This window comes from Microbacterium kyungheense (assembly GCF_006783905.1).
In the GTDB taxonomy this organism is placed as follows: Bacteria; Actinomycetota; Actinomycetes; order Actinomycetales; family Microbacteriaceae; genus Microbacterium; species Microbacterium kyungheense.
Map to the genome: position 1 here is coordinate 26845 of NZ_VFPE01000009.1, position 22396 is coordinate 49240.

General features: G+C 71.5%; 22 protein-coding genes. 10 read left to right on the top strand and 12 right to left on the bottom strand.

The genetic code is table 11. From position 1 onward, the window contains the following. Positions 1-436: 436 nt before the first annotated feature. The 3 genes from FB391_RS19305 to FB391_RS19315 all read right to left on the bottom strand — a co-directional run bounded on the left by FB391_RS19305 (position 437) and on the right by FB391_RS19315 (position 1995). On the bottom strand, positions 437-847 hold the full coding sequence (locus FB391_RS19305; RefSeq protein WP_141896811.1) for a VOC family protein: 411 nt from the start codon (positions 845-847) through the stop codon (positions 437-439). Between the two features lie 65 nt (positions 848-912). Next, on the bottom strand, positions 913-1380 hold the full coding sequence (gene rraA / locus FB391_RS19310; RefSeq protein ID WP_141896808.1) for a ribonuclease E activity regulator RraA: 468 nt from the start codon (positions 1378-1380) through the stop codon (positions 913-915). A gap of 81 nt (positions 1381-1461) precedes the next feature. Further along, the gene (locus FB391_RS19315) at positions 1462-1995 is read right to left on the bottom strand and encodes a winged helix-turn-helix domain-containing protein (protein ID WP_141896807.1); all 534 of its coding nucleotides are present in this window, start codon (positions 1993-1995) and stop codon (positions 1462-1464) included. A gap of 57 nt (positions 1996-2052) precedes the next feature. Here FB391_RS19315 and FB391_RS19320 point away from each other — a divergent pair, with 57 nt between their 5' ends. The 4 genes from FB391_RS19320 (at position 2053) to FB391_RS19335 (ending at position 6649) form a co-directional block, all read left to right on the top strand. Further along, on the top strand, positions 2053-3486 hold the full coding sequence (locus tag FB391_RS19320) for an MFS transporter (RefSeq protein ID WP_141896812.1): 1434 nt from the start codon (positions 2053-2055) through the stop codon (positions 3484-3486). A 134-nt stretch (positions 3487-3620) separates the two neighbouring features. After that, positions 3621-4778 (top strand): type III polyketide synthase, encoded by a 1158-nt coding sequence (locus FB391_RS19325; protein WP_141896813.1) that lies wholly within the window; start codon positions 3621-3623, stop codon positions 4776-4778. A 34-nt stretch (positions 4779-4812) separates the two neighbouring features. Beyond that, on the top strand, positions 4813-5517 hold the full coding sequence (locus FB391_RS19330) for a methyltransferase domain-containing protein (protein ID WP_141896814.1): 705 nt from the start codon (positions 4813-4815) through the stop codon (positions 5515-5517). Further along, on the top strand, positions 5510-6649 hold the full coding sequence (locus FB391_RS19335; protein ID WP_141896815.1) for an FAD-dependent oxidoreductase: 1140 nt from the start codon (positions 5510-5512) through the stop codon (positions 6647-6649). The genes FB391_RS19330 and FB391_RS19335 overlap by 8 nt, the downstream gene beginning before the upstream one ends. 36 nt (positions 6650-6685) lie before the next feature. Here FB391_RS19335 and FB391_RS19340 read toward each other — a convergent pair whose 3' ends face one another. Further along, the gene (locus FB391_RS19340) at positions 6686-7528 is read right to left on the bottom strand and encodes a UbiA family prenyltransferase (RefSeq protein WP_141896816.1); all 843 of its coding nucleotides are present in this window, start codon (positions 7526-7528) and stop codon (positions 6686-6688) included. A 134-nt stretch (positions 7529-7662) separates the two neighbouring features. On the opposite strand from FB391_RS19340, the gene FB391_RS19345 reads away from it, so the two are divergent. Continuing rightward, positions 7663-8244, top strand: a complete 582-nt coding sequence (locus FB391_RS19345) for a nitroreductase family protein (protein WP_141896817.1) — start codon at positions 7663-7665, stop codon at positions 8242-8244. An 81-nt stretch (positions 8245-8325) separates the two neighbouring features. Here the strand turns inward: FB391_RS19345 and FB391_RS19350 are convergent, their stop codons facing one another. The 3 genes from FB391_RS19350 to FB391_RS19360 form a co-directional block, all read right to left on the bottom strand. Next, positions 8326-10533, bottom strand: a complete 2208-nt coding sequence (locus FB391_RS19350) for an ATP-dependent Clp protease ATP-binding subunit (protein ID WP_141896818.1) — start codon at positions 10531-10533, stop codon at positions 8326-8328. Positions 10534-10615: 82 nt separating this feature from the next. Further along, positions 10616-12307, bottom strand: coding sequence for a SulP family inorganic anion transporter (locus tag FB391_RS19355; protein WP_141896819.1), 1692 nt, complete (start codon positions 12305-12307; stop codon positions 10616-10618). A gap of 55 nt (positions 12308-12362) precedes the next feature. After that, entirely contained in the window at positions 12363-13397 is a 1035-nt protein-coding gene (locus tag FB391_RS19360) for a GlxA family transcriptional regulator (protein ID WP_141896820.1), read from the bottom strand. 288 nt (positions 13398-13685) lie between these two features. Here FB391_RS19360 and FB391_RS19790 point away from each other — a divergent pair, with 288 nt between their 5' ends. Then, positions 13686-14162, top strand: coding sequence for a hypothetical protein (locus FB391_RS19790; protein ID WP_185843176.1), 477 nt, complete (start codon positions 13686-13688; stop codon positions 14160-14162). 9 nt (positions 14163-14171) lie between these two features. Here the strand turns inward: FB391_RS19790 and FB391_RS19370 are convergent, their stop codons facing one another. Continuing rightward, positions 14172-15455 carry a glycosyltransferase gene (locus FB391_RS19370; protein ID WP_141896821.1) on the bottom strand — a complete coding sequence of 428 codons (1284 nt, stop codon included), beginning with the start codon at positions 15453-15455 and terminating at the stop codon, positions 14172-14174. Between the two features lie 6 nt (positions 15456-15461). Further along, positions 15462-16673: a glycosyltransferase gene (locus FB391_RS19375; protein ID WP_141896822.1), complete on the bottom strand. Its 1212-nt coding sequence runs from the start codon at positions 16671-16673 to the stop codon at positions 15462-15464. A 126-nt stretch (positions 16674-16799) separates the two neighbouring features. Here FB391_RS19375 and FB391_RS19380 point away from each other — a divergent pair, with 126 nt between their 5' ends. Genes FB391_RS19380 through FB391_RS19395 form a run of 4 tightly spaced genes read left to right on the top strand, consistent with a single transcriptional unit; the run spans position 16800 to position 20476 of the window. Continuing rightward, the gene (locus FB391_RS19380) at positions 16800-17417 is read left to right on the top strand and encodes a hypothetical protein (protein WP_141896823.1); all 618 of its coding nucleotides are present in this window, start codon (positions 16800-16802) and stop codon (positions 17415-17417) included. 46 nt (positions 17418-17463) lie between these two features. Continuing rightward, positions 17464-18573, top strand: a complete 1110-nt coding sequence (locus FB391_RS19385) for an AI-2E family transporter (RefSeq protein WP_246093627.1) — start codon at positions 17464-17466, stop codon at positions 18571-18573. Beyond that, a complete protein-coding gene (locus FB391_RS19390) occupies positions 18570-19682 on the top strand; it encodes a DUF998 domain-containing protein (RefSeq protein WP_141896824.1) in 1113 nt (370 codons plus the stop codon). Before FB391_RS19385 ends, FB391_RS19390 begins: the two co-directional genes overlap by 4 nt. A 2-nt stretch (positions 19683-19684) precedes the next feature. After that, positions 19685-20476, top strand: coding sequence for a potassium channel family protein (locus FB391_RS19395; RefSeq protein WP_141896825.1), 792 nt, complete (start codon positions 19685-19687; stop codon positions 20474-20476). A gap of 6 nt (positions 20477-20482) precedes the next feature. On the opposite strand, the gene FB391_RS19400 is transcribed toward FB391_RS19395, so the two are convergent. The 3 genes from FB391_RS19400 to FB391_RS19410 all read right to left on the bottom strand — a co-directional run bounded on the left by FB391_RS19400 (position 20483) and on the right by FB391_RS19410 (position 22386). After that, positions 20483-21490, bottom strand: coding sequence for a TIGR00341 family protein (locus FB391_RS19400; protein ID WP_141896826.1), 1008 nt, complete (start codon positions 21488-21490; stop codon positions 20483-20485). 111 nt (positions 21491-21601) lie between these two features. After that, the gene (locus FB391_RS19405; protein ID WP_141896827.1) at positions 21602-21958 is read right to left on the bottom strand and encodes an SHOCT domain-containing protein; all 357 of its coding nucleotides are present in this window, start codon (positions 21956-21958) and stop codon (positions 21602-21604) included. An 11-nt stretch (positions 21959-21969) separates the two neighbouring features. Continuing rightward, positions 21970-22386, bottom strand: a complete 417-nt coding sequence (locus tag FB391_RS19410) for a DUF6325 family protein (protein WP_141896828.1) — start codon at positions 22384-22386, stop codon at positions 21970-21972. Positions 22387-22396: the final 10 nt, after the last annotated feature.

Sequence of the window (22396 nt, forward strand, 5' to 3'; positions counted from 1 at the left end):
GCACGTAGGGCACCGCCTCGCCCAGCGCGTAGCCGACGACCTGTCCGGTGACGTAGACCAGCGCGAACAGGCCGAGCGCGAGCCAGGACTGCCCCGGCCGCGTGCGCCAGACCCGCCGGGCTGAGCGCAGCGCCGTCCGAGGCTGCCACACGCCTTCCACCGGCGCAGCGAGCGCGCTCATGACCGGCGCGAGAGCCACCGCTGCGGCGAGCACCAGGAACAGCGCGAGCACGCCGAGCATCAGCAGCGTCTCACTGCCGGCGCGACTGCGCATGAGCTGAGGCACGAGCAGCAGAGCGAGAAGCGGAAGGCAGCCCAGCACGACGGCTGCCCAGGTCCGGAGGAGCACGAGGGGTCGCATGAGCCCAGCCAAGCGGTCCGCGGGCCGCGCCGGTATCGGGTCAGCCCCCGGACGAGGGCAGGGGTGTTCCGCCGGTCACTGCCCCATCATCTGGGGCGTCATCACGCCGACCGAGATGACGTTGCCCGCCGGGTCGCGGAACCACGCCATGTCGGGACCGCCCATGAACCCGCGCGAGATGCCCTTCTCGTCGGTGCCGTAGTCGGGGTCGGTGTAGATCTTCGTCACGACGCCGCGCGCGTTGAGGTCGTCGACCGCCGCATCGATGTCGTCGACGCCGAAGTTCAGGATCGTGAAGACCGCCGGCTCATGGTCCTCCTTCGGATACACGAACACACTGCCTCCGCCGGGGAGCTTGAAGGTGAACCCTCCGCCCATCTCCTCCCAGACCGTGACCTCGAGTCCCAGGGTATCGCGATAGAAGGCCACGGCTTCGTCGACGTCGGGGACGGCGAAGCTCGAATATGCCTGTTGTGTGGTGAACATCTCATCCTCCCAGTGATCGTTCCCGGATCCACGATCCTCTTGCGTCGGGAGGCTGTCCAGAGGCCTCAGCGTTCGACGAGGATGCCGTCCGCGTCGGCCCACACGTGGCGACCGGGGGCGAAGGTCACGCCCGCGATCGTGACCGGCACATCGACCTCGCCGATGCCCGTCTTCGCGCTCTTGCGCGGGTTCGAGCCGAGCGCCTTGACGCCGAGGTCGAGGCCCGCGAGCGCCTCGCGGTCGCGGATCGCGCCGTGAACGATGAGCCCGGCCCAGCCGTTGTCGACGGCGGAGCCCGCGATGAGGTCGCCCACGAGCGCGGACTCCAGCGATCCCCCGCCGTCGATCACGAGGACCGCGCCGCCGCCCGGCGTGGCGAGCACGTCTTTGACGAGCGCGTTGTCGCGATGGCATCGCACGGTGCGGATCGGGCCGTCGAAGGCGACGCGGCCGCCGAGGTCGTGGAACTGCAGCGCCGGCGAGTCGAGGTCGTCGCCGCGCTCGTCGTAGAGGTCAGCGGTGGCTGTGGTCATGCGCCCAGGCTACGGCGGGGCGCCACCGGCGCCGGTCCGGGCGGAGGCAGAAGTTCTCGCGACCTTCTGCGGCGGGCAGGTTCAGCGGGACGACGGCGGGTTGTGGTCGGGGTGGAGCGTGCTGAAGAACGAGTACGTGTCGCCGTCGGGGTCGGGGCCGCGCTCCTTGAACTCGTTGACGAGCCGGTAGAGCCGCTCCTGGAACTCCGACTTGTGCTCGGGGGTGAGCTTGAGGCCCAGCCAGGTCGAGTCGAGCTCATCGGGATCCACACCCTGGATCTGCTGCAGGAACGTCTCGATGAGCACCGGCGAGCCCTCGGGCATCGAGGTGCGCCACGACAGCCCGGTCGCGCGGTACGGGACCTCTCGCGCACCCTGGGCGCCGCTGCGCTCGGGCTCGGCCGCGAGATAGCCGGTCTGGACGAGGGTGCGCACGTGGTGCAGCATCGTGCCCGGGTTCACGCCGAGCAGCTCCGCGAGCTCTTTGTTCGTGCGGGACTCGAAGGCGCACAGCCGCAGCACGCGCAGGCGCAGCGGAGAGCTGAGGGCGCGCATGCGCGCCTCCGCCTCGGGGTCGCCGCGGTGCAGCTCGATGCGCTCCTGTCCATCCGTCACAATGTCAGCGTATGCCACTGATTGACAGATCTCAATCAGTGGCGCACACTGATTGACATGTCCCAATCAGACGAGCTCCGCGCCACCGACGCCGCGGGCGAGCTCGGTCCCGAAGCGCTGGCCGAAGCGCGCGCCGAGGCGACGACGCTCACCTCTCGCGCCGGCGCCGACGAGGCCGTGCAGGCGGATCAGGATGCCGCCACTGCCGGCCCGGCTGTCACCCCCGCGCCGAAGGGTTCGCTGTGGCGCGACCGCAACTTCATGACGCTGTGGAGCGGGCAGGCGCTCAGTCAGTTCGGCGCCCAGATCACCGAGCTCGCGATCCCGGTGCTCGCCGTGCTGGCGCTGAACGCGACGGAGTGGGAGGTGGGCGTCCTCAATGCCGCGCAGGTCGCCGCCTTCCTCATCGTCGGTCTCCCCGCGGGCGCATGGATCGACCGCATGCGCAAGCGGCACGTGATGATGGTGGCCGACGCGGTCCGCGCCGTGGCGCTCGCGACGCTGCCGGTGCTGGCCATGCTGGGCGTGCTGCAGATCTGGCACATGATCGTCGTCGCTCTCGTCATGGGCGTCGCGACCGTCTTCTTCGACGTGTCCAACCAGAGCATCGTGCCCTCGCTCGTGCGCACGAACCAGATCGCCGAGGCGAACGGCAAGCTGCAGTCGACCGAGCAGCTGGCGAATCTCGCCGGCCCCGCGGCCGGCGGCTGGCTGATCGGCGTGCTGGCGGCGCCGCTCGCGATCTTCATCACGGTGGGCACCTACCTCGCGTCGTTCGTCGCGCTGACGTTCACGCGCGACCACGAGAAGCTCCGCGCCCCCGAAGACCACAAGCCGCTGCTGCACGAGATCGGGGAGGGCCTGCGCTGGGTGTTCGGCAACCCGCTGCTGCGCCGCATCGTGCTGACCACCGGAACAGCCAACTTCTTCAGCACCATCTCGATGACGCTGCTGCCGATCTTCGTGCTGCGTGAGCTCGGCCTCACGCCGCAGATGCTGGGCGTGGTGTTCTCGCTCTCAGCGGTCGGCGGGCTGCTGGGAGCGATCGCGACGCCGAAGATCGTGGCCCGCATCGGCGAAGCCCGCGCGATCCCGCTGAGCGCCATCGCCTTCTCGGTCGTGCCGTTTTTCCTCCCGGCGATCTCGCTGGTGCCCGCTCTCGCGTTCCCGCTGCTCGTCGCGCAGTTCTTCCTCGGCAGCTTCACAGTGCTCCTGTACAACATCACCCAGGTCACGTTCCGCCAGCGCATCACGCCGCCCCGGCTGCTCGGACGCATGAACGCCTCGGTGCGCTTCGTGGTGTGGGGCGTCATGCCCATCGGCGCCCTGCTGGCCGGCGCCCTCGGCACATGGATCGGCACCGTGCCGACGCTGTGGATCGCGGCGACCTTCGAGCTCTTCGCCTGCCTCTTCGTCGTCATCGGCCCCTTCTGGACGATGCGCGACCTGCCCGATGCCCACGCCGAGCATGCGGACGGCGCGACCGGCTGAACCCGACCAGGATGCCTCGGCTCGCCGTGCAGGGTCGGGCCGAGGCATCCGCTCTCTCCGCCCGCGCCGTATCCCACACGCCGGATCACGGCAAGGCGGTGCGTCACGCGCGCCGGGCGTGCTTAGGTTGCTGCATGACGGCCCGCATCGTCTCGATCGGCACGGCGGTTCCTCGCACCGAGCTCCGGCAGGAGGACGTGCGAGATCTCTTCGCGGCGCAGGAGGGGCTCGACCGGCTCACGCGCCGCCGCATCCAAGCCGTCTTCGACGCGGCCGACATCCGGCGGCGCCACACGGTGCTCGCCGAGCTGGGGGCTGACGCGGCGGATCGGATGCCGGGTGCTCCGGCGTTCGTCGACGCGGGGCGCGGCATCCTCTCTCCGTCGACCGGCGAGCGCAACGACCTCTTCATCGCCGTGGCACCCGACCTGGCGGCCGACGCCGCGCGCACGGCCCTGGCGGAAGGCGCCGTCGACGCCGCTGCCGTCACGCATGTCGTCACGGTGTCGTGCACCGGCATGTTCGCGCCCGGCCTCGACCACCGGCTCGTGCGCGACCTCGGCCTGTCGCCGACCGTCGAGCGCTGCCACCTCGGGTTCATCGGGTGCGCCGCGGCGCTGCCAGCCCTCCGCGTGGCCTCGGCGCTGGCGGCGACCCGGCCCGGCGCCGTCGTCCTGGTGGTGTGCCTCGAGCTGTGCTCGCTGCACCTGCGACGGTCGAGCGACCCGCAGCAGATCGTGGCCGCGTCCGTCTTCGCCGACGGCGCGGCAGCTGCCGTCGTCACCTCCGACGAGGCGACGGGGAGGCCCGGCGGATTCGATCTGGACCGGTTCGGCTCGACCCTCACGAGCGAGGGTGAAACCGACATGGTCTGGACGATCGGCGACCACGGCTTCGAGATGGTGCTGTCGGCCGAGGTTCCGCGCATCATCGGCCGCGAGATCCGCGGTGCGGTCGGCCGCTTCCTGGGCGATGACGCCGTCCCCGAGGTCTGGGCCGTGCACCCGGGCGGGCGCAGCGTGCTCGACCGCGTCGAGTCGGGACTGGAGCTGCCACCCGAGGCGCTCGCGGCGTCGCGCGGCGTGCTGCGGAACTTCGGCAACATGTCGAGCGCGACGATCCTGTTCATCCTCGCGGCTCTGCTGCGCGACGACGCCGTCGCGGCAGGCGCGCGCGTCGCCGGCCTCGCGTTCGGTCCGGGGCTCACCGTCGAGTCCGCGCTGCTGACCCGGCGGCGCCCGGACGCCCGCGCCGAGTCCGACACCCGTGTCGCGCTGGCGGCGTCCGCGTGATCGCACCCGCAGGTCGCTGCCGCGAGGTTCGGCCATGAGCCTCGCCGTGCGCGACGACGCGCTCGTCGAGCTGATGGACGACCCGGCGTGCGATGCCGGGCGCCTGCACGCGACGCTGCAGCGGTTCGGCACGATCAACCGGCTGGTCTCGGGCTGGGGCCGGACGTACCGCACCTGGCTGCGACCGCACCTCGCCGCACTCGGACGGCCGGCGCGCGTGCTCGACATCGGCTCGGGCGGCGGCGACCTGGTCGCCCGCCTCGCCGTCGCCGCCCGCCGCGACGGGTTCGACGTCGCGTGGACGGGCATCGACCCCGACCCGCGCGCGCACGCCGTCGCGATGGCGCGCGAGGCTCTCCCCGGCGTGACCTTCCGCCGTGCGGACGCCGCTGCGCTCATCGCCGAGGGCGCGGTCTTCGACGCCGTCCTGTCGAATCACGTGCTCCATCACCTGGGAGCAGCGCTGCCGGCGTTCGCGGACGAGTCGCTCGCGCTGTCGCGCGGCATCGTGCTGCACAGCGACATCGAACGATCGCGGCTCGCCTACGGCCTGTACGCCGTCGGCATCACCCCGTTCGCGCCGGGCACGTTCCTGCGCACCGACGGTCTGCGCTCGATCCGCCGCAGCTACACGCGGACAGAGCTCGCAGCGACGCTGGACGAGGATCGCCCGGGGGTCTGGTCGGTGGTCGTGCCGGCGCCGTTCCGCGTCCTGGCCGTCGGGCGCGGCCGTGCGTGACGTCACGATCGTCGGCGCGGGTCCGGTCGGGATGCTGCTCGCCGGCGAACTCTTCCGCCGCGGCGTCGACGTCGAGCTGCTCGAGCGTCGCCCCCTCGCCGGCGAGGGCACCCGGGCCATCGGCATCCACTCTCCCGTCCTCGCCGCGCTGGAGCGGTCGGGCGTCACCGAGCAGCTGCTGGCCCACGCCGTGCAGGTGCGGCGGGGCGAGGCGCGGCGCCGAGGCCGGGTGCTCGGCATGGTGCGGTTCGACGCCCTGGCGGTGCGGTTCCCGTTGGTGGCGACACTGCCCCAGTCCCGCACCGAGCAGGTGCTCGGCGCCGGTGCGCCCGAGGCGCTCCGCGGAGCCCGCGTGCTCGCGGTGCTCCCGCGGCGGGATGCCGTCGTCGTGCGGGCCGCGCTGCAGGGCCGCATCATCGAGATCGAGAGCCGGCTCGTCGTCGTCGCGGCGGGCGCCGCGGGTCGCGAACTCGTCTTCCGGCCGGGCGCCGCGCGGTCGCGCGAGTATCCCGACCGCTATCTGATGTCGGATGCTTCCGCCCACGCGCGCAGCGACCCCGAGGTCGCCGTGGTCCATCTCGACCCCGACGGCGTGCTGGAGTCCTTTCCGCTCCCGGGCGGCCGGCGCCGGTTCGTCGCGTGGGACGCGCCCGGCGGCGACGACGGACCGGATGCCCGGCGGGAGCGTCTGCGGGGGGCGCTCGTGCGTCGCGGCGAGCCCGAGGCGGCCGCGGCGGTGTCGGCGGCGACATCGTTCGGCGTGCGACGGGTGGTGGCACCCCGCCTGCGCAACGGGCGGATCCTCGCGATCGGCGACACGGCCCACGAGGTCAGCCCGATCGGCGGCCAGGGCATGAACCTGGGCCTGCTCGACGCCGCGACGCTTGCGCCGCTGATCGCGGCGTGGATCCGCGAGGGTCGCGCGCCCGACGCAGCGCTTGCACGGTGGGAGCGGCGCCGCGTCGGCTCCGCCCGGCGCGCAGCCGCGCTGGCGTTCGCCAACACGGCGCTGGGCAGACCGCTCGGTGCAGCCGACGCCGTGCGACGCACGGCCGTACGCGCGATGCTGTCACCGCCCAGCGCCGGGCTGTTCGCCCGTGCGTACGCGATGGGCTTCGACCTCGACGCGTGACGCGGGAGCGGTCGCGGCCGTGGCGCCGGCGCCGCGTCAGGCCACCAGCGCGCTGCCCGACGCGACGAGCTGCGCCGCCAGCAGCAGCGCCGCGAGCATGACGAGCCGGAACAGTGAACGGGTCGGAGGCCGGACGATCGCGCGCCAGGCGGTGAGCGCTGCCACCGCCACGACCGCGGCGAAGAACACCCACGACACCGGCGACACCGCCGAGAGGTCGCCGCCCGCGGCGCCCACGAGCACCGCGACCGCTCCGGCGACGACGGCCGCGGCCGCCAGCACGGCCGACGCGCGCGGCCCGAGCCGGTGCGGAAGACCGCGGACCCCCGTGCGCTCGTCGTCGTCCAGATCGGGCAGCACGTTCGTCAGGTGCACCGCCGCGCCGAGGGCCGCGCCGGCGAGCCACGCCCATCCCGCGGCGAAGGCGGGGACGGGAGCCGACAGGGTCGCGAGCGACGGGAACAGTCCGAAGCTCACGAGGAAGGGAACGATCGACCAGCGCGTCGACTTGAGCCCGGCGTTGTACGCGAGCGCCGACCCCAGCGCGACAGCATGCGCTGCCAGCATCCGCCAGCCGACGAGCGCCGAGAGCAGCAGCGCGAGCGCGAGCAGCCCCGCCGAGACGCCCCATGCCACCCCGACGGCGACGTCTCCGCGCGCGATGGGCTTGTCGGCGCGTCCGACCTCGCGGTCGCGCGCGGCGTCGAACGCATCGTTCGAGACCCCGACCGAGAGCTGTCCGGCGAAGACCGCGACCGTCAGCAGGGCCAGACGCGCGGCATCCAGCCCCGTCGCGAGGCCGAGCGCGAACGCCAGCGCCGTCACCACGAGGGTCGGGCCCGGATGCGATGAGCCCCACAGGGCGCGGACGGTGCGCACGTGTCGATGCTCTCACGCGGGCTGCTCACGCCCGGGAAGTCGGACGCCGGGAATGCTCACCGCATTCATTCAGTTGCATGCACTCGGGCCGACGGCGTCCCGGCAGACCGCACGACAGCCGAGGAGGCTCTCCCATGTCCACCCTCACCGCCCGCACCGCCGAGACCGACGCGCCCATCATCGACGTCCTGGCCGAACGCTGGAGCACCCGGATCTTCGACCGCGACGCCGTCATCGACGAGGCGGCTCTCGCGAGCGCCCTCGAGGCCGCGCGCTGGGCGCCGACGGCCGCGAACACGCAGGCGTGGCGCGTCATCGTCGCGCGCCGCGGATCGGCCGCGCACGCCACCGTGCTGGCGTCGCTCGCCGGGTTCAACAGCGCATGGGCGGGCGACGCCTCGGTGCTCGTCGTGTTCGTCGCCGAGACCACGCGCGAGGGTCAGCCGATGCAGTGGGCCCAGTACGACACCGGCCAGGTCGCCGCCCACTTCACGGTGCAGGCGCACGCCGATGGGCTCTCGACCCACCAGATGGGCGGCTTCGACCGTGCCGCGATCTCAGCCGGCTTCGGTCTGAGCGAGGACTTCACGCCGGTCACCGTCATGGCCGTCGGCGAGCTCGGCGACATCCGCACCGCCTCCGAGGAGCTGCAGGCACGCGAGAACGCGCCGCGCCTGCGTCGCCCCGTCGCCGAGTCGGTCATCGTGAACGACTGATCACACCCGCAGCGCCAAGCACGGATGCCGCCGGCCCGACTCGGGGCGGCGGCATCCGTCTTCTGCGCAGAAGCGCACGCGTCAGTCGTCCAGCAGCTCGGCCTCGATCACGTCGTCCTCGTCCGGAGCGGACTCGGACGCGGCCGGCCCGTCGCTCGTGAGCACGAGGGAAGAGCCGTCGGCTGCGACATCCACCCGCACCACATCGCCGTCGCGCACGCCGCCCGACAGCAGCGCCATCGCGAGACGGTCCTGGATCTCGGACTGGATGAGCCGGCGCAGCGGACGCGCGCCGAACACCGGGTCGTAGCCGCGCTCGGCGAGCCAGGCCCGCGCGTCGGGCGTCACCGCGAGCGTCAGGCGACGGTCGTGCAGCCGGCGCTGCAGCGCGTCGACCGTGAGCTCGACGATCTGCGCGAGGTCGTCCTCGCTGAGCGCCGAGAACATCACGATGTCGTCGAGACGGTTGAGGAACTCGGGCTTGAACGCCTGCCGCACGATCGCCATGACGGACTCGCGCTTCTGCTCGGCCGACAGGGTCGGGTCGATCAGGATCGGCGAACCGAGGTTCGACGTGAGGATCAGGATCACGTTCGAGAAGTCGACCGTGCGGCCCTGACCGTCGGTGAGCCGGCCGTCGTCCATGACCTGGAGCAGCACGTCGAACACCTCGGGGTGCGCCTTCTCGACCTCGTCGAGCAGCACGACCGAGTACGGACGCCGGCGCACGGCCTCGGTGAGCTGGCCGCCCTGCTCGTATCCGATGTAGCCGGGAGGGGCGCCGACCAGGCGCGAGACCGAGTGCTTCTCGCCGTACTCCGACATGTCGATGCGCACCATGGCGTGCTCGTCGTCGAAGAGGAACTCCGCGAGCGCCTTGGCGAGCTCGGTCTTGCCGACGCCGGTCGGGCCAAGGAACAGGAACGAGCCGGTGGGACGGCCCGGGTCGCTGATGCCCGCGCGCGAGCGGCGCACGGCGTCGGACACCGCCTTGACGGCATCCTTCTGCCCGATCAGGCGCTTGCCCAGCTCGGACTCGAGGTGCAGCAGCTTCTCGGTCTCGCCCTGCATGAGACGGCCGACCGGGATTCCGGTCCACGCCGCGATCACCGCCGCGATGTCTTCGTCGGTGACCTGGTCGTTGACCATGCGGTCGCCCGCGGGCTCTTCGCGCTCGGCCTCGATCAGCTGTCGCTCCAGCGCCGGGATCTCGGCGTACAGCAGCCGCGACGCCTTCTCGAGGTTGCCCTCGCGCTGCGCGCGCTCGGCCTCCATGCGGGCGGCGTCGAGCTTCGTCTTGAGATCGCCGACGCGGTTGAGCGAGGCGCGCTCGCGCTCCCAGCGGCCCTGCAGCTCGCCCAGGCGCTCCTGCTCGGTCCGGAGGGTCTCGCGCAGTGCCGCGAGGCGCTCCTTCGAGGCGTCGTCCTTCTCTTTCTTGAGCGCGAGCTCTTCGAGCTTGAGGCGGTCGACGTGGCGGCGCAGCTCGTCGATCTCGAGCGGGGCCGAGTCGATCTCCATGCGCAGGCGCGACGCCGCCTCGTCGATCAGGTCGATGGCCTTGTCGGGCAGCTGCCGGCTCGGGATGTAGCGGTGACTGAGGGATGCCGCGGCCACGAGCGCGGCGTCGGCGATGGCCACCTTGTGGTGCGCCTCGTACCGCTCCTTCAGGCCGCGCAGGATCGCGACGGTGTCTTCGACCGACGGCTCGCCCACGTACACCTGCTGGAAGCGGCGCTCCAGCGCGGCATCCTTCTCGATGAACTCGCGGTACTCGTTGAGCGTGGTGGCGCCGATGAGGCGCAGCTCGCCGCGGGCGAGCATGGGCTTGAGCATGTTGGATGCCGCGACCGACCCCTCGCCGCCACCCGCGCCCATGAGCACGTGCAGCTCGTCGATGAACGTGATGATCTTGCCGTCGGACTCGGTGATCTCTTTGAGGACGCTCTTGAGGCGCTCCTCGAACTGGCCGCGGTACATCGCGCCGGCGACCAGGGCCGAGATGTCGAGCGTGACGAGCTCCTTGTCTTTGAGCGACTCGGCGACGTCCCCCGCGACGATGCGCTGGGCGAGACCTTCGACGACGGCGGTCTTGCCGACGCCGGGCTCGCCGATGAGCACGGGGTTGTTCTTCGTGCGGCGGGTCAGCACCTGGCTGACGCGCCGGATCTCGCTGTCGCGCCCGATGACCGGGTCGAGCTTGCCCTGGCGGGCGCGGTCGGTGAGGTTGATGCCGAACTGCTCGAGGGCGCTCTGCGCGTCCTCCTGTCCGGGCTGTTGTGTGGCGTTCATGTGTCTCCTGAAATCTGTGAGGCTCAAAGTTGAGCCGTCTTGACTCAAGTTTACCAAGAGAGGGATGCGGCGGCAAGACGCCTCAGTTCTCGCGCGGCTCTTCCCTCGGCTCGGCGCGCAGCTCTTCGCGCGCGTCGTCGTACGCACGCCGGAGCGCAGCCCCGACCCACTCCGAGCCGCGGTAGATGTTCGCCTCCCCCATCTCGCCGCGCAGCCCGCCGGCCTCCAGCTGCCGGATCACGCGCGCTTCGCTGACGACGAGCTTGAGACTCGAATCCGCCGCGCGCAGTTCGCGCGCGTAGCGGCGCAGCACCTCCACGAAGGCGAGACCGACCTCGTCGGCGCCGCGCAGACGCACGATGACGACCGAACGCGTCGACTCCGGCGTGACCGCCGGCAGCTGCCGCTCGAACGTGGGCGCACTCGCGAAGAAGAGGCTGCCGTACGGCTGCAGCACCACGATCTCGTGAGGCGGGACGCGCTCCGGCGGATCGATCTCGCGCATGCGCCCGTCGTCGGCGAACACGACGCGGCGCACCCGCACGCGGTTGGACTGCTGCGCGACGAACAGGATGATGCCGAGCCCCACACCGACGAGCACCGCGAACTGCAGCGGGATCAGCAGCGTGAGCGCGAACGTCACCGCCATCACCACCGTCTGCAGCGGGCCGCTGCGGATGACGGAGTACACGCGGGCCGGCTTGACCGCGGTCACCCCGACCACGATCAGCAAGCCGGCGAGCGCCGGCATCGCGATGTAGGCGACGAGACCCGACGCGAGCAGGATCACGAGCGCCATCACCGCGCCCGCGACGAAGTACACGAGCCGGGTGCGCGCCCCCGCCGCGGCGACCAGCGTCGAGCCCGACGAGGAGCCGCCGACGGGCATGCCCCGGAAGAGCCCCGACAGGATGTTGCCGGCACCCTGGCCGACGAAGTCGCGCGAGGTGTCCGCCGGCTTGCCGTTCGGCGCCGGGATGCCCGAAGAGACTCCCGCTCCCTGCACCATCGCCACGAACGCGAGCGACACGGCCGGCACCAGCAGGTACGCGACGTCGTCGAGGCTCGGGAGCACCGGCGCCGGCAGCGAGCCCGGGACCTCCACGAGATCGCGCAGGAGCGTCACGGGCGTCGCGACCCACAGGTCGAGCATGACCGCTGCGAGCGATCCGACGAACACCGCCACCACCAGCGCCATCGCGCCCACGCGCGTGTTCTGCAGCAGCACGATGATGAGGACGGTGATCGTGCCGACGACGACGGCGGCCAGGCTCCATCCGCCGATGTGCGCGACGAGGTCGATCGTCTTGACGATGCGGTTGCCGCCCTGGGCGGCGTAACCGGTGAAGTTCGAGAGCTGCCCGAGCACGATGTTGACCCCGACGGCGGTCACGAAGCCGGTCATGACGGCGGTGGGCACGAATCGCACGAGCCTGCCGGCGCCGAGCAGTCCCGCCGCGACGAGGATGACGCCGCTCATGACGGTCAGCGTGTAGAGCGCCCGATCGGGGTCGGCGAGCGTCTCGAGCCCCGCATCCGACACGATGAGGGCCATCGCGCCGGTGACCTGCACCGTCATCAGCGCGCTGCTGGTGAAGAGGGCGGCGCCGACCATGCCGAAGAGGTGTCCGTAGAGACCCGCCAGCGGGTTGAGCCCCGACAGCAGCCCCTGGGCCAGACCGTCCGGCACGCTCTCGACGCCGAGCGTCAGCCCCGCCACGAGGTCGCGGCGCAGCGTCTTGCGCGAGAACCACGATCGCGGATCGAACCCCACGGTGCCACGCTAGCGAACGAGTGCGAGCCTGTCGCGCAGCGGGAATCGGCGCGCGCTACGCGACGGACACGAGAGCGGATGCCTCGACCGCCGCGATCCCGGAGGGCGCGGCATCCATCAGCTCGTCCTCGCAGGTCTCGTCGTTGCAGGCGAACCGGGCGCGGTACGCGGTCGGCGTGGTGCCGAGCACGCGCGCGAAGTTCTGGCGCAGCACGGCGGCGGAGCCGAAGCCGCTCTCGTACGCGATGCGGTCGAGGCCGAGGTCGGTCTTCTCGAGCAGCCGCTGGGCATGGATGATCCGCTGCCGTGCGAGCCAGGCCGCCGGCGTCGCACCGTGGTCGGCCTTGAAGCGGCGCGCGAACGTCCGCGGCGACATGTGCGCCTTGGCGGCGAGCTGGTCGACGGTGAGGTCGAGGCGCAGATTGTCGAGCATCCAGTCCGTGACGGGGGCGAGCGAGAGCGACGTGGTCGCCGGCAGTGGGCTCGCGATGAACTGCGCCTGCCCGCCGTCGCGCTGCGGCGGCACCACCATGCGGCGGGCGATCTTGTTGGTGAGCTCGGCGCCGATCTCCTGCCGCAGCAGGTGCAGGCACGCGTCGATGCCGGCGGCGGTGCCCGCGCTCGTGATGATGCGGCCGTCCTGCACGTAGAGGACGTCGGGGTCGACCTCGATCGCGGGATACATCGATGCCATGACGTTGGCGTACATCCAGTGCGTCGTGGCCTTGCGCCCGTCGAGCACACCGGCCTCGGCGAGGATGAACGACCCGCTGCACACGCTCAGCACCCACGCGTCGCGGGCGACGGCGGCGCGCACCGCGTCCCGCACGCGGGGATCCGTGTGCCCCCAGTACTCACGCGGCGTGGGGCACACCACGACCAGGTCGGCCTCGTACGCGAAAGACAGGTCGTGCTCGACGTTGATCGAGAAGCCGAGCTTGGAGCGCACCACGCCGGGATCTGCCGTGACGACACGGAAGTCGAAGTTCGGCACGCCGTCGTCGGACCGGTCGAGACCGAAGGCCTCACAGGCGACACCGAACTCGAACGGCGCGAAGCCGTCCACGACGATGCAGGCGACGGTCTTCATCGGTCCTCCTCGGATGCCACGCTCCAAAGCGTGGCAGTATTCGTGCGGTCAGTGTCCATCCTGCCACTCGTGGCAGTTCTCTGGCAAGCGTAGCGTTTCTGCCATGTTCCTGATCCTCGTCATCACCGCACTGTCGGTCTGGGCGTTCACCTCGACGATCACCGCCGTGCGCAGCGACGGCTACCGTCAAGTGCCCACCGACCGCACCCGCCTTCCCTGACGCGGAACGCTCCCGCGCCCGTCGCCGGCACCTGCCGCGCCGTCGCCGCCGCCCCTATGCTCGGGCACGTGACGACTCCCCCGAACACCCCTCCGCTCCCCGACCCCTCCGCCGTTCCGCCGCAGGACCAGGCCTTCACGGCCGACGCCGCGCCGGCCTACGCCGCGACACCGGCCTACGCGAGCGCACCGGCCCACGCCGCCGCTCCGGCCCCTGGCGCGGTCGGCCCCAAGAACACCATCGGCCTCATCGCGCTGATCGTCGCCGTCGCGACGCTCGTGCTGTCGACGGTGACACTCGTCTCGCAGGCCGTGCTGATGATGCAGTCCGACTACGACTACGTGCTGATCAACCTGGTGACGACCGTCTTGACGAGCATCGGAGGCCTGCTCTCGCTGGCCGCGGTCGTGCTCGGCGCGATCGGACTGGCGAAGAAGGGCGCACCGAAGGGTGCGGCGGGGGTCGGTCTGGGCATCGGCATCGCCACCGTGTGGGCGATCCTCGGCAACCTGATCTTCAGCGCCCTGGTGAGCCTCGTCTACTGAGCGCCCGCCTCAGGACGACACGCGCTCGTAGATCTCGACCATCGCCGCGGTCCGCGACGACTGGCGGAACCGCTCGCGCACCGTCGGATCGGGCGTGGCCGGCGTACCGCCGGCGATGTCGGATGCCGCCGCCCGCAGGGCATCGGCGAGCGCGGCGGCAGACGGGTCGGGGTGCCGGCCGTCGCCGACGGCCCAGTATCCGCTGCCCAGCTCCTGCGCGAGGTCGGGGTCGCTCACGATCGCGGGGGTGCCGAGCGAGGCGGCTTCGAAGATCGTCATGCCCTGCGTCTCGAAGCCGATCGAGGTCTGCACGACGGCGTCGGCGGCGGCGATGCGCCGCAGCGTCTCGGCGTAGGGCAGGCGCCCCGCGAAGGTCACGGTCGCCCGGGGGCCGAGCCGGTCGATCAGGCGCCGCGCCGCGGCGAGCTGACCGCCACCGCCGATGAGCTCCACGTCGGCCTCGATGCCCGACAGGGCGAGGGCCTCGAGGAAGGGCAGCAGCCGCTTCTCGGGGCTCATGCGCCCGAGCCACACGAGGCGGGGCACGCCCGGCGTGCGTCCGGCCGGCGACGCGACCAGCGCCGCCTCGAGCAGGTCGTCGTCGATGCCGTTCCAGATCACGTCGACCTTCGGCTCCGTCGGCGGTGGGTCCAGATGAGGGAGGATGCCACGGCGGCCCTGCGGCACGACGCCGTGCGCCTCCAGGCGGCGGGCGAAGTGCGTCGACGGCGCGGTCACCGCATCCGACCGGCTCGCGAGCCGGCGCAGGTAGGCCCACCCGTCACGCCCGACCGGCTTGGCCTCGGCCCGCACGCCGAGCGCGCGCCGCTGCCACGCGTTGAGCGCCCGCAGCACGAGCTTCGGGAACGGCGCCGTCGCCTCGATCCCGACGTCGACGCGGTTGTGCATCGTGTGGACGACGGGCAGGTCGTGCCGCCGCGCGAAGCGGTGGCCGATGAACGCGCCCCAGAAGTCCGCCTGCACGTGCACGACGTCGACGGGCGGACGTCCCGTGTCTTCGAGCAGGCGCCGCAGGGCGGCATCCAGTCGTCGATCCGTGCGGGCTCCCGGCCAGGTCAGGGAGTACTCGCGGTCGAACGTGATGGGGATCGACGGCAGGTCGAGGTACGACGGATCGGATGCCGCGGCCCGCGCCCGCGCGCCGTGCATCGCGGGCGCGACCACCGTGACCGTGTGCCCTGCCTTCTCGAGGAACCGGCGCTGCAGGCGCATCGACACCTGAGCCCCGCCCAGCGTCTCGGCATGCTGGTCGCCGAACATCACGACATGCACGGGGGCCTACTCGGGCAGCGGCTCGTCGCGGTACAGCGCCTCGAAGGTGTCGAGCGTGCGCTGGATGTCGTGCACCTTGACGCCCTCGAGCGACGCCTGCTGCATCCGCACGCGCTCGTCCTGCGGCAGCGTGAGCACGGTCGTGAGCTTCGCGGCCAGATCGTCCACGTCGCCCGGACGGAAGAGGTACCCGTTCTCGCCGTCGTGCACGAGGTGCGGGAGGGCGACGGCGTCGGCCGCCACGATCGGAAGCCCCGAGGCCATGGCCTCCATCGTGGCGATCGACTGCAGCTCGGCGATCGAGGCGATCACGAACGCACTCGCGTTGGTGAGCAGCGAGCGGATCTCTTCGTCGCTGGTGTGACCGTGGAAGTGCACGCGCTGCGACAGGCCGAGCTCGGTGGAGAGGTTCTCGAGGTTGCGACGCTGGTCTCCGCTGCCCACGATGTCGAAGCGCACGTCGAGCGCGGGGTCGAGCTTCGCCAGCGCCCGCAGGACGACGTCGATCTGCTTCTCGGTGGTGAGACGGCCGACGAACACGAGGCGGTTGGCGTCCCGCGGCTGCAGGCCGGGCGTGTAGTTGCCGGCGTCGATGCCGCAGCTGATCGGGATGACGTCCTCGATGTCGATCGTCGACTCCAGGAAGTCGGCGGCCCTGCGGGTCGGCGTCGTCACGGCGCGGGTGAGGTCGAAGGTGCGCTTGGCGTCCGCCCACGCGATCTTGACGAAGATGCGGTCCAGCCAGTCCGGCAGCGTCGTGAAGTCGAGGATGTTCTCGGCCATCACGTGGTTGGTCGCGACGATCGGGATGCCGCGCTTGTGCGCCTCGCGCGACAGGCCGCGGCCGATCACGATGTGGGACTGGATGTGCACGACGTCCGGCCGCACCTCGTCGAGCGTGCGGCGCGCGTAGTGCTTCGACATCCACGGCAGCACGAACGTCAGCCAGTCGTGCGGCAGGAACCGCCACGCGGGGAGCCGGTGCATCGTCATGGGCTCGCCCTCGATCACTTCCGTGAACGTGCCGTGCTGGCGGTGCGTCTTGCTGGGCGCCATCACGTGGACGTCGTGGCCGCGCGCGACGAGGCCGGCCGCGAGGCGCTCGGCGAACCGGGCGGCGCCGTTGACGTGCGGCAGGAACGTGTCTGCGCCGATCAGGATCGTCAGCGGGCGCGCGTCAGCGGCGTGGTCATCGTCGGGCGTCGCAGGATCGGTCACGGATCAGGGGCCTTCTGTGCGGCGGACGTGCATCGGGGGGATGGTCGATGCGCGGCATCCACCTTACTGGACGTGCTTCACCCGCCTCCTCAGGAACGCGCCAGAGACGCCCCGTACCCTGGGGGCATGCCCCGACTGCAGGCCGACGCCGACCCGAACCTCTGGGTCCCCGTGACCGAGTCCCTCGGCCTGCGCGGCCGCCGGCACCGCAAAGCGGCGATCCGGATGCTGCTGACCCAGGCCAACGGCGCGCTCGGCGCCTCGACGGGCTCAGCGACCGGCGGCCCGCGCCCGGGCAGCGGGGTGGCCGCCTGGGCGATGAGTCAGGCCGCGCCGTTCCTCATGCGCAAGGCCGCCGGACGCGTGCTGGTGTGGGTCTGGAAGTCCGACCCCGAGCTCGTCGTCATCATGGCGCAGATCCAGCAGGCGACGAACGACCTGCGCGCCGCGCGCGCCATGATGCCGATGGAGTACGACGACACCGAGTCGTTCCGCAATCCGTATCTGGGCGTCGGCGAGAAGCTCGAGATGGCGCTGCCGAGCGACCCGCGCACGCCGCCGTTCGCCACCTACACGTGGGACACGGGATCGCACTTCGTGACCGTCACGGCGGTGTGCTCGGACCGCGAGCGCTTCGGCACCGTCGTCGGCAGCATCGACGACGTCGTCCGCACGCTGCGGGTCGTCGACGACGTCGCCATCGGCGAGGCGCCCGGGGTGCTGCGCATCGACCCCAAGAACTGATACGGCGCAACCCGCTGCGCGCCCCTCGCGCCGCTAGCCTGGGCACGTGAAGCGCGAAACACCGCCCGCCGTGCCCGCTGCACCCGTGCTGTCGCCGAGTCTGCGCGTGCTGCTGACGCTCGCCGCCGCGGCGGTGGTGCTGGCCGGTGTGTACGTCGCACGCGGGGTGTTCGGCCCCCTGGCGCTCGCGATCGTGCTCGTCATCATCTGCGAACCGGCCCGCCGCCCGCTGCAGCGGCTGGGCTGGCCCCGCTGGGCCGGCACGACGGCGGTCATCGTCGTCGCCTACCTGGTGCTGCTGGGGATGGCCGCGCTGCTGTGGGTCGCCGGAACCCAGTTCGCGGTCCTCGTCGCCGACTACGCCGACAAGCTCCGCGCGAGCGCCGACGACGTGATCGCGTGGCTGCAGTCCGTCGGACTCGACCAGCAGGCGGCCGATGCCACGGCCTCCGCGCTGGACCCGACGGCGATCGTCGGCGTGGTGTCGAGTCTCGGTGGCACGGTCATCAGCATCGCGACCGCACTGTTCTTCGTGTTCGCGTACGTGATCTTCATGGCCGCCGACGCCGCGCGCTACGGCGAGGCGGAGCGCGTGTTCGGCGCCGAGCGCCGGCCGGTCATCCAGCGGGCACGCGGCTTCAACACCGGCGTGCGCCGGTACTACGTCGTCAACGCCACCTTCGGGGCGATCGTCGCGATCATCGACGGCCTCGCACTGTGGGCGCTGGGCGTTCCGGCGCCGGTCACGTGGGCGATCCTCGCGTTCGTCACCAACTTCATCCCCAACATCGGCTTCGTGATCGGGCTCATCCCACCCGCCGTGCTCGCGTTCGTCGTCGGCGGCTGGCCGATGCTGCTCGCCGTGATCGCGATCTACTGCGTCGTCAACGTGGTCCTGCAGGTGCTCGTCCAGCCGAAGTTCGTGAGCGACGCCGTCGACCTCAGCCTCACGCTGAGCTTCTTCTCGGTGATCTTCTGGACGCTGGTCATCGGCCCCCTCGGTGCGATCCTGTCCATTCCGCTGACCTTGTTCGTACGCGCTCTCGTGCTCGAGGGCGATCCCGGATCCACGTGGCTGCGGTGGCTCTCGGGCGACCGCGGCGCGACCCCTCAAGCGGCCGCGCGCGCCGCTCAGACCGCAGGGAGGCGGCCATGACCCAGACCCCGATCGAGAAGGTGGATGCCGGCGGCCCGGCGCCCTCGGTGCAGCCGCAGGAGGACACCCGGCGCGAGGCGGCGGCAGCGCGCCTGCTCGATTCCTCCACGGAGCGGGGTCTGGAGTCCCTGGCACTCGGCGTCGGCACGATCGCGTTCGTCGTCGCGGCACTGGTGGCGCTCGTGGTCTTCGGACTGCAGTCGGCGCCCATCGCCGGCCCGGGGTCGATCGGGCAGTACGCCGCCGTCGCCTCCGGCGTCGCCGCGCTGCTCGCCGTCGTCGCCGGCCGGTTCGTGCTGCGCCAGAGCGGACGCCACCGAACCCCCCTGCGATTCGTCGACTACGTCGACATCGCCGCCCTCGCGTTCGCGCACGCGGTGATCGCCGTCCTCGGCTGGACGCTGCTGGCCGTCATCCTCGAGCAGTCGTTCCTCGGCGCCGAGGTGTTCGCCCTCCCCGTCCTGGTGCTCGCCGGCGCGACCGCCGCGCTGAGCGCCTACGTCGCGTTCTACTCGGCCACCCACATGGACCTGCAGCTGCTCGCGGTCGTGCTGGCCGTCTTCCTCGTGCTCGGCGTCGTGGCCAGCATGATGACGGCGAGCGATGCGGACTGGTGGAAAGACAACCTCAGCGCTCTCGGCATGTCGTCGAACGCCTCGTCGTGGGCGTTCAACATCACGATCATCGTCGCCGGCGTGCTGGTGACCACGCTCGCCCGCTACGCGACGCGAGGCATCCCGACAGCGGACGAGAAGGGCATGCGGTGGGTGCGGACGCTGCTCGTCGTGGTCGGCGTCTTCCTCGCCTGCGTCGGCATCTTCCACGTCGACGACTTCTTCCTCGTCCACAACACCGTGGCGACGGGAATGGTGGTCGCCTATGCCGCGCTCGTGGTCATGCTGCCGCGATGGATCCCAGGGATGCCGCGAGCCTTCTACGCGGTCGGCTGGGTGTTCCTGGCGGTCACCGTGGTGCTCGGCATCCTGTTCGGCGTCGGCTACTACACGCTGACCGCGGTGGAGCTCGTCGCCGGCATCCTCATCTTCTCGTGGATCGTGCTGTTCATCCGCAACGCGGCGGCACTCGAGCAGGACGCGCGCCGGGCCTGAGCATGAACGAGCAGACGTGGCATCGGCGCACCGAGGTGCCGCTGATGATCGCGGGGTTCGCGTACCTCGTCGCCTTCTCGTGGCGCGTGATCGCCGACCTGCAGGGACCGCCGCGCGTGATCGCCGACGTGGTCATCGCCGTCACGTGGGCGATGTTCATCGCGGACTACCTGACGCGGCTGTTCCTCGCGAAGCAGCGCTGGATCTGGTTCCGCACGCACCTGTTCGCGCTGGTCTTCGCGCTCATCCCGGTGCTGCGCCTGGTGCGCCTGCTGCAGGTGCTGACGAAGCTGCCCGGCATGAAGCCCACGCGCGGCGCGCTGCTGCGCACCCAGATCATCGTCTACGGCGCGGGTGCCTCGGTGCTGCTCGTGTTCGTCGCCTCGCTCGCCGTGCTCGAAGCCGAGCGCGAGTCCCCCGAGGCCACCATCACGACGTTCGGCATCGCCCTGTGGTGGTCGTGCGTGACGGTCACGACGACCGGATTCGGCGACTACACGCCGGTCACAGCAGCCGGCCGCTGGGTCGGCGTCGGCCTGATGCTCGGCGGCGTCGCCTTGGCGGGTGTCATCACCGCGACCCTGGCGTCGTGGGTGGTCGAGCGGGGCACCCGCAACAACGACGCCGACGAACCCGCCACCCGTGCCCAGATGCGCGAGCTCATGGCGCGCATCGACCAGCTGACGGCCGCGCGCGACGGCGACGTCCCGTCCGCCGGGGCTGACGGGAATCGTCCCTCGGGAGGCGCGACCGCACCGGATGCCGCCGACGGGCCGCCCGAGCGGCGGCCCTGACCCGGGCTACTGGACCGGGATCTCGACGCCCTGCTCGGCATCCACGACCACGCCGACGAACGACGGGATGACCTTCGACAGCGACTCGCGGAGGTCGTCGACCGGCGGCGTCGTGCCGCCACTGGTGCGGACGCCCACGGTCGCCGTCGTCCCCGACCACGTGACGCCCGACACGACCGCCCCCTCGTCGCCCGCGACCCATTGCGCCGCCGTCTGCTGGATCGCCACCGACCATCGGGCCAGCGCGACCGAGGCCGCGGAGTTGAAGGCGAGGGGGATCGACACGATGACGGTCAGCACGGTCACGATCACGTAGGCGCGGCGGCGGTTCGCCACGCGGGACGACCCCGGGTCGCGTGCGTAGCCGGCGAGGGTGAAGACGATGCTGCCCGCGATCACGAGGGCGAACACGTTGGACAGGAACAGCCACAGCGCGCCGAGCGCGTCCGCCCACAGGCCCTGCCCCGCGCAGACGCCGACCACGCCCAGCGGCGGCACGAGCGAGATCGCGATCGCGACACCGGGCAGCACCGCGCTGAGGTCGCGGCGGCACATCGCGAAGCCGCCCGCGAAGCCGGTCGCCAGTGCGGCGACGAGGTCCATGAAGCTCGGCGAGGTGCGGCCGAGCACCTGCGAGTTCGTCTCCAGGCTCTCGGGTGTCGCGACGAAGAGCGAGAACGCGAGGCCGAGGACGATCACGATGCCCAGCCCGAGCAGCACCCACAGGATCGACCGCACGACGAGGCTCAGATGGCCGGTGACGATGCCGAGCGCGATGCCGAGGATGGGCGTCCCCAGCGGGGCGATGATCATCGCCCCGATGACGGTCGCCGTCGAGTCGGTCAGCACGCCGGCGATCGCGACGATGCCCGCCAGCACCAGCATGATGAGGAATCCGCTGCGCTTGCCCGCCCGGTCTCCCGAGCCGAGGTCGAGCGCCTCCGTGACCTCGGCGGCGGTCTGACGCTGCGACGGCGGAATGAGGTTCCGCAGCATCTCTGAAGGCGTTGCCATGGGCACATCATGGCGCAGAACGCGCGCTCGAGCGGGGCCATTCGAGTCGCGCCGCGACGACGGAGGCCGCACCCGTCGGGTGCGGCCTCCGCGTGTTCGGTCAGGCGGATGTCAGGACAGCAGCTTCGCCTTCGCGGCGGCGAACTCCTCATCCGACAGGATGCCCTGTGCGTGGAGCTGAGCCAGCTGATTGATCTTCGCCATCAGGTCGTCTCCGCCCGCGGCCGGCGCTGCCGGAGCCGGAGCGGGGGCGGCGTACTGGGCGTTCGCGACGGCCTGGGCCGCCGCGGCATCCATGGCGGCCTGCTGCTGCTGGGCCTCGTAGGCCTGCTGCTCCTGTCGCTCGTACGCCTTCTGCTGCTGGTGACCGGCGACGGCGCCCGAGACGGCGGTCGCCGTTCCCGCAACGACGGCGGTGCGAGCGGCCATGCCGATCAGGCCGGGACGGCCGAATCTTCCGAGTGGCATGTCTTCCTCCTTCAGTCGGCGTTCTCAGCGAGGAACGCGTTGACGATGGGCGCCGGAACGCCCTCGCGGGCGATCACGGCGCCGCCGGCCTCGTACAGCCGGGATGCGAACGCCTTCGCCCAGAGCAGCTCGATGACGAGGATCGCCGCCGACGTGCCCGGCTCAAGGCCGTCCGCGAGTGCCAGGATGTCCTCCTCGCCGGCGAGTCCTTCGAGGTCGAGCGAGGGCACGTCGCTCTCGATCGTGTCGGACAGCTCGAGGATCTCCAGCTCGCCCTCGGGCGAACGTCGCACGAACACGAGGTCGAGGACGTTCACGGTGCCCGCGGCGACGAGGTCGTCGATGGCCTGCAGCACAGCCGGGCCCGGGCGGTCGCCTTCGAACCCGATCGCGTAGAACTCGATGGGCCCGTAGTCGAAGTCAGTCATGTCTTCTCCG

Bases quoted from the DNA above. Each gene is read 5' to 3' on its own strand.
- FB391_RS19305 (WP_141896811.1), bottom strand. From the start codon at position 847: ATGTTCACCACACAACAGGCATATTCGAGCTTCGCCGTCCCCGACGTC.
- rraA (WP_141896808.1), bottom strand. From the start codon at position 1,380: ATGACCACAGCCACCGCTGACCTCTACGACGAGCGCGGCGACGACCTC.
- FB391_RS19320 (WP_141896812.1), top strand. From the start codon at position 2,053: ATGTCCCAATCAGACGAGCTCCGCGCCACCGACGCCGCGGGCGAGCTC.
- FB391_RS19325 (WP_141896813.1), top strand. From the start codon at position 3,621: ATGACGGCCCGCATCGTCTCGATCGGCACGGCGGTTCCTCGCACCGAG.
- FB391_RS19330 (WP_141896814.1), top strand. From the start codon at position 4,813: ATGAGCCTCGCCGTGCGCGACGACGCGCTCGTCGAGCTGATGGACGAC.
- FB391_RS19345 (WP_141896817.1), top strand. From the start codon at position 7,663: ATGTCCACCCTCACCGCCCGCACCGCCGAGACCGACGCGCCCATCATC.
- FB391_RS19350 (WP_141896818.1), bottom strand. From the start codon at position 10,533: ATGAACGCCACACAACAGCCCGGACAGGAGGACGCGCAGAGCGCCCTC.
- FB391_RS19360 (WP_141896820.1), bottom strand. From the start codon at position 13,397: ATGAAGACCGTCGCCTGCATCGTCGTGGACGGCTTCGCGCCGTTCGAG.
- FB391_RS19380 (WP_141896823.1), top strand. From the start codon at position 16,800: ATGCCCCGACTGCAGGCCGACGCCGACCCGAACCTCTGGGTCCCCGTG.
- FB391_RS19390 (WP_141896824.1), top strand. From the start codon at position 18,570: ATGACCCAGACCCCGATCGAGAAGGTGGATGCCGGCGGCCCGGCGCCC.
- FB391_RS19395 (WP_141896825.1), top strand. From the start codon at position 19,685: ATGAACGAGCAGACGTGGCATCGGCGCACCGAGGTGCCGCTGATGATC.
- FB391_RS19400 (WP_141896826.1), bottom strand. From the start codon at position 21,490: ATGGCAACGCCTTCAGAGATGCTGCGGAACCTCATTCCGCCGTCGCAG.
- FB391_RS19405 (WP_141896827.1), bottom strand. From the start codon at position 21,958: ATGCCACTCGGAAGATTCGGCCGTCCCGGCCTGATCGGCATGGCCGCT.
- FB391_RS19410 (WP_141896828.1), bottom strand. From the start codon at position 22,386: ATGACTGACTTCGACTACGGGCCCATCGAGTTCTACGCGATCGGGTTC.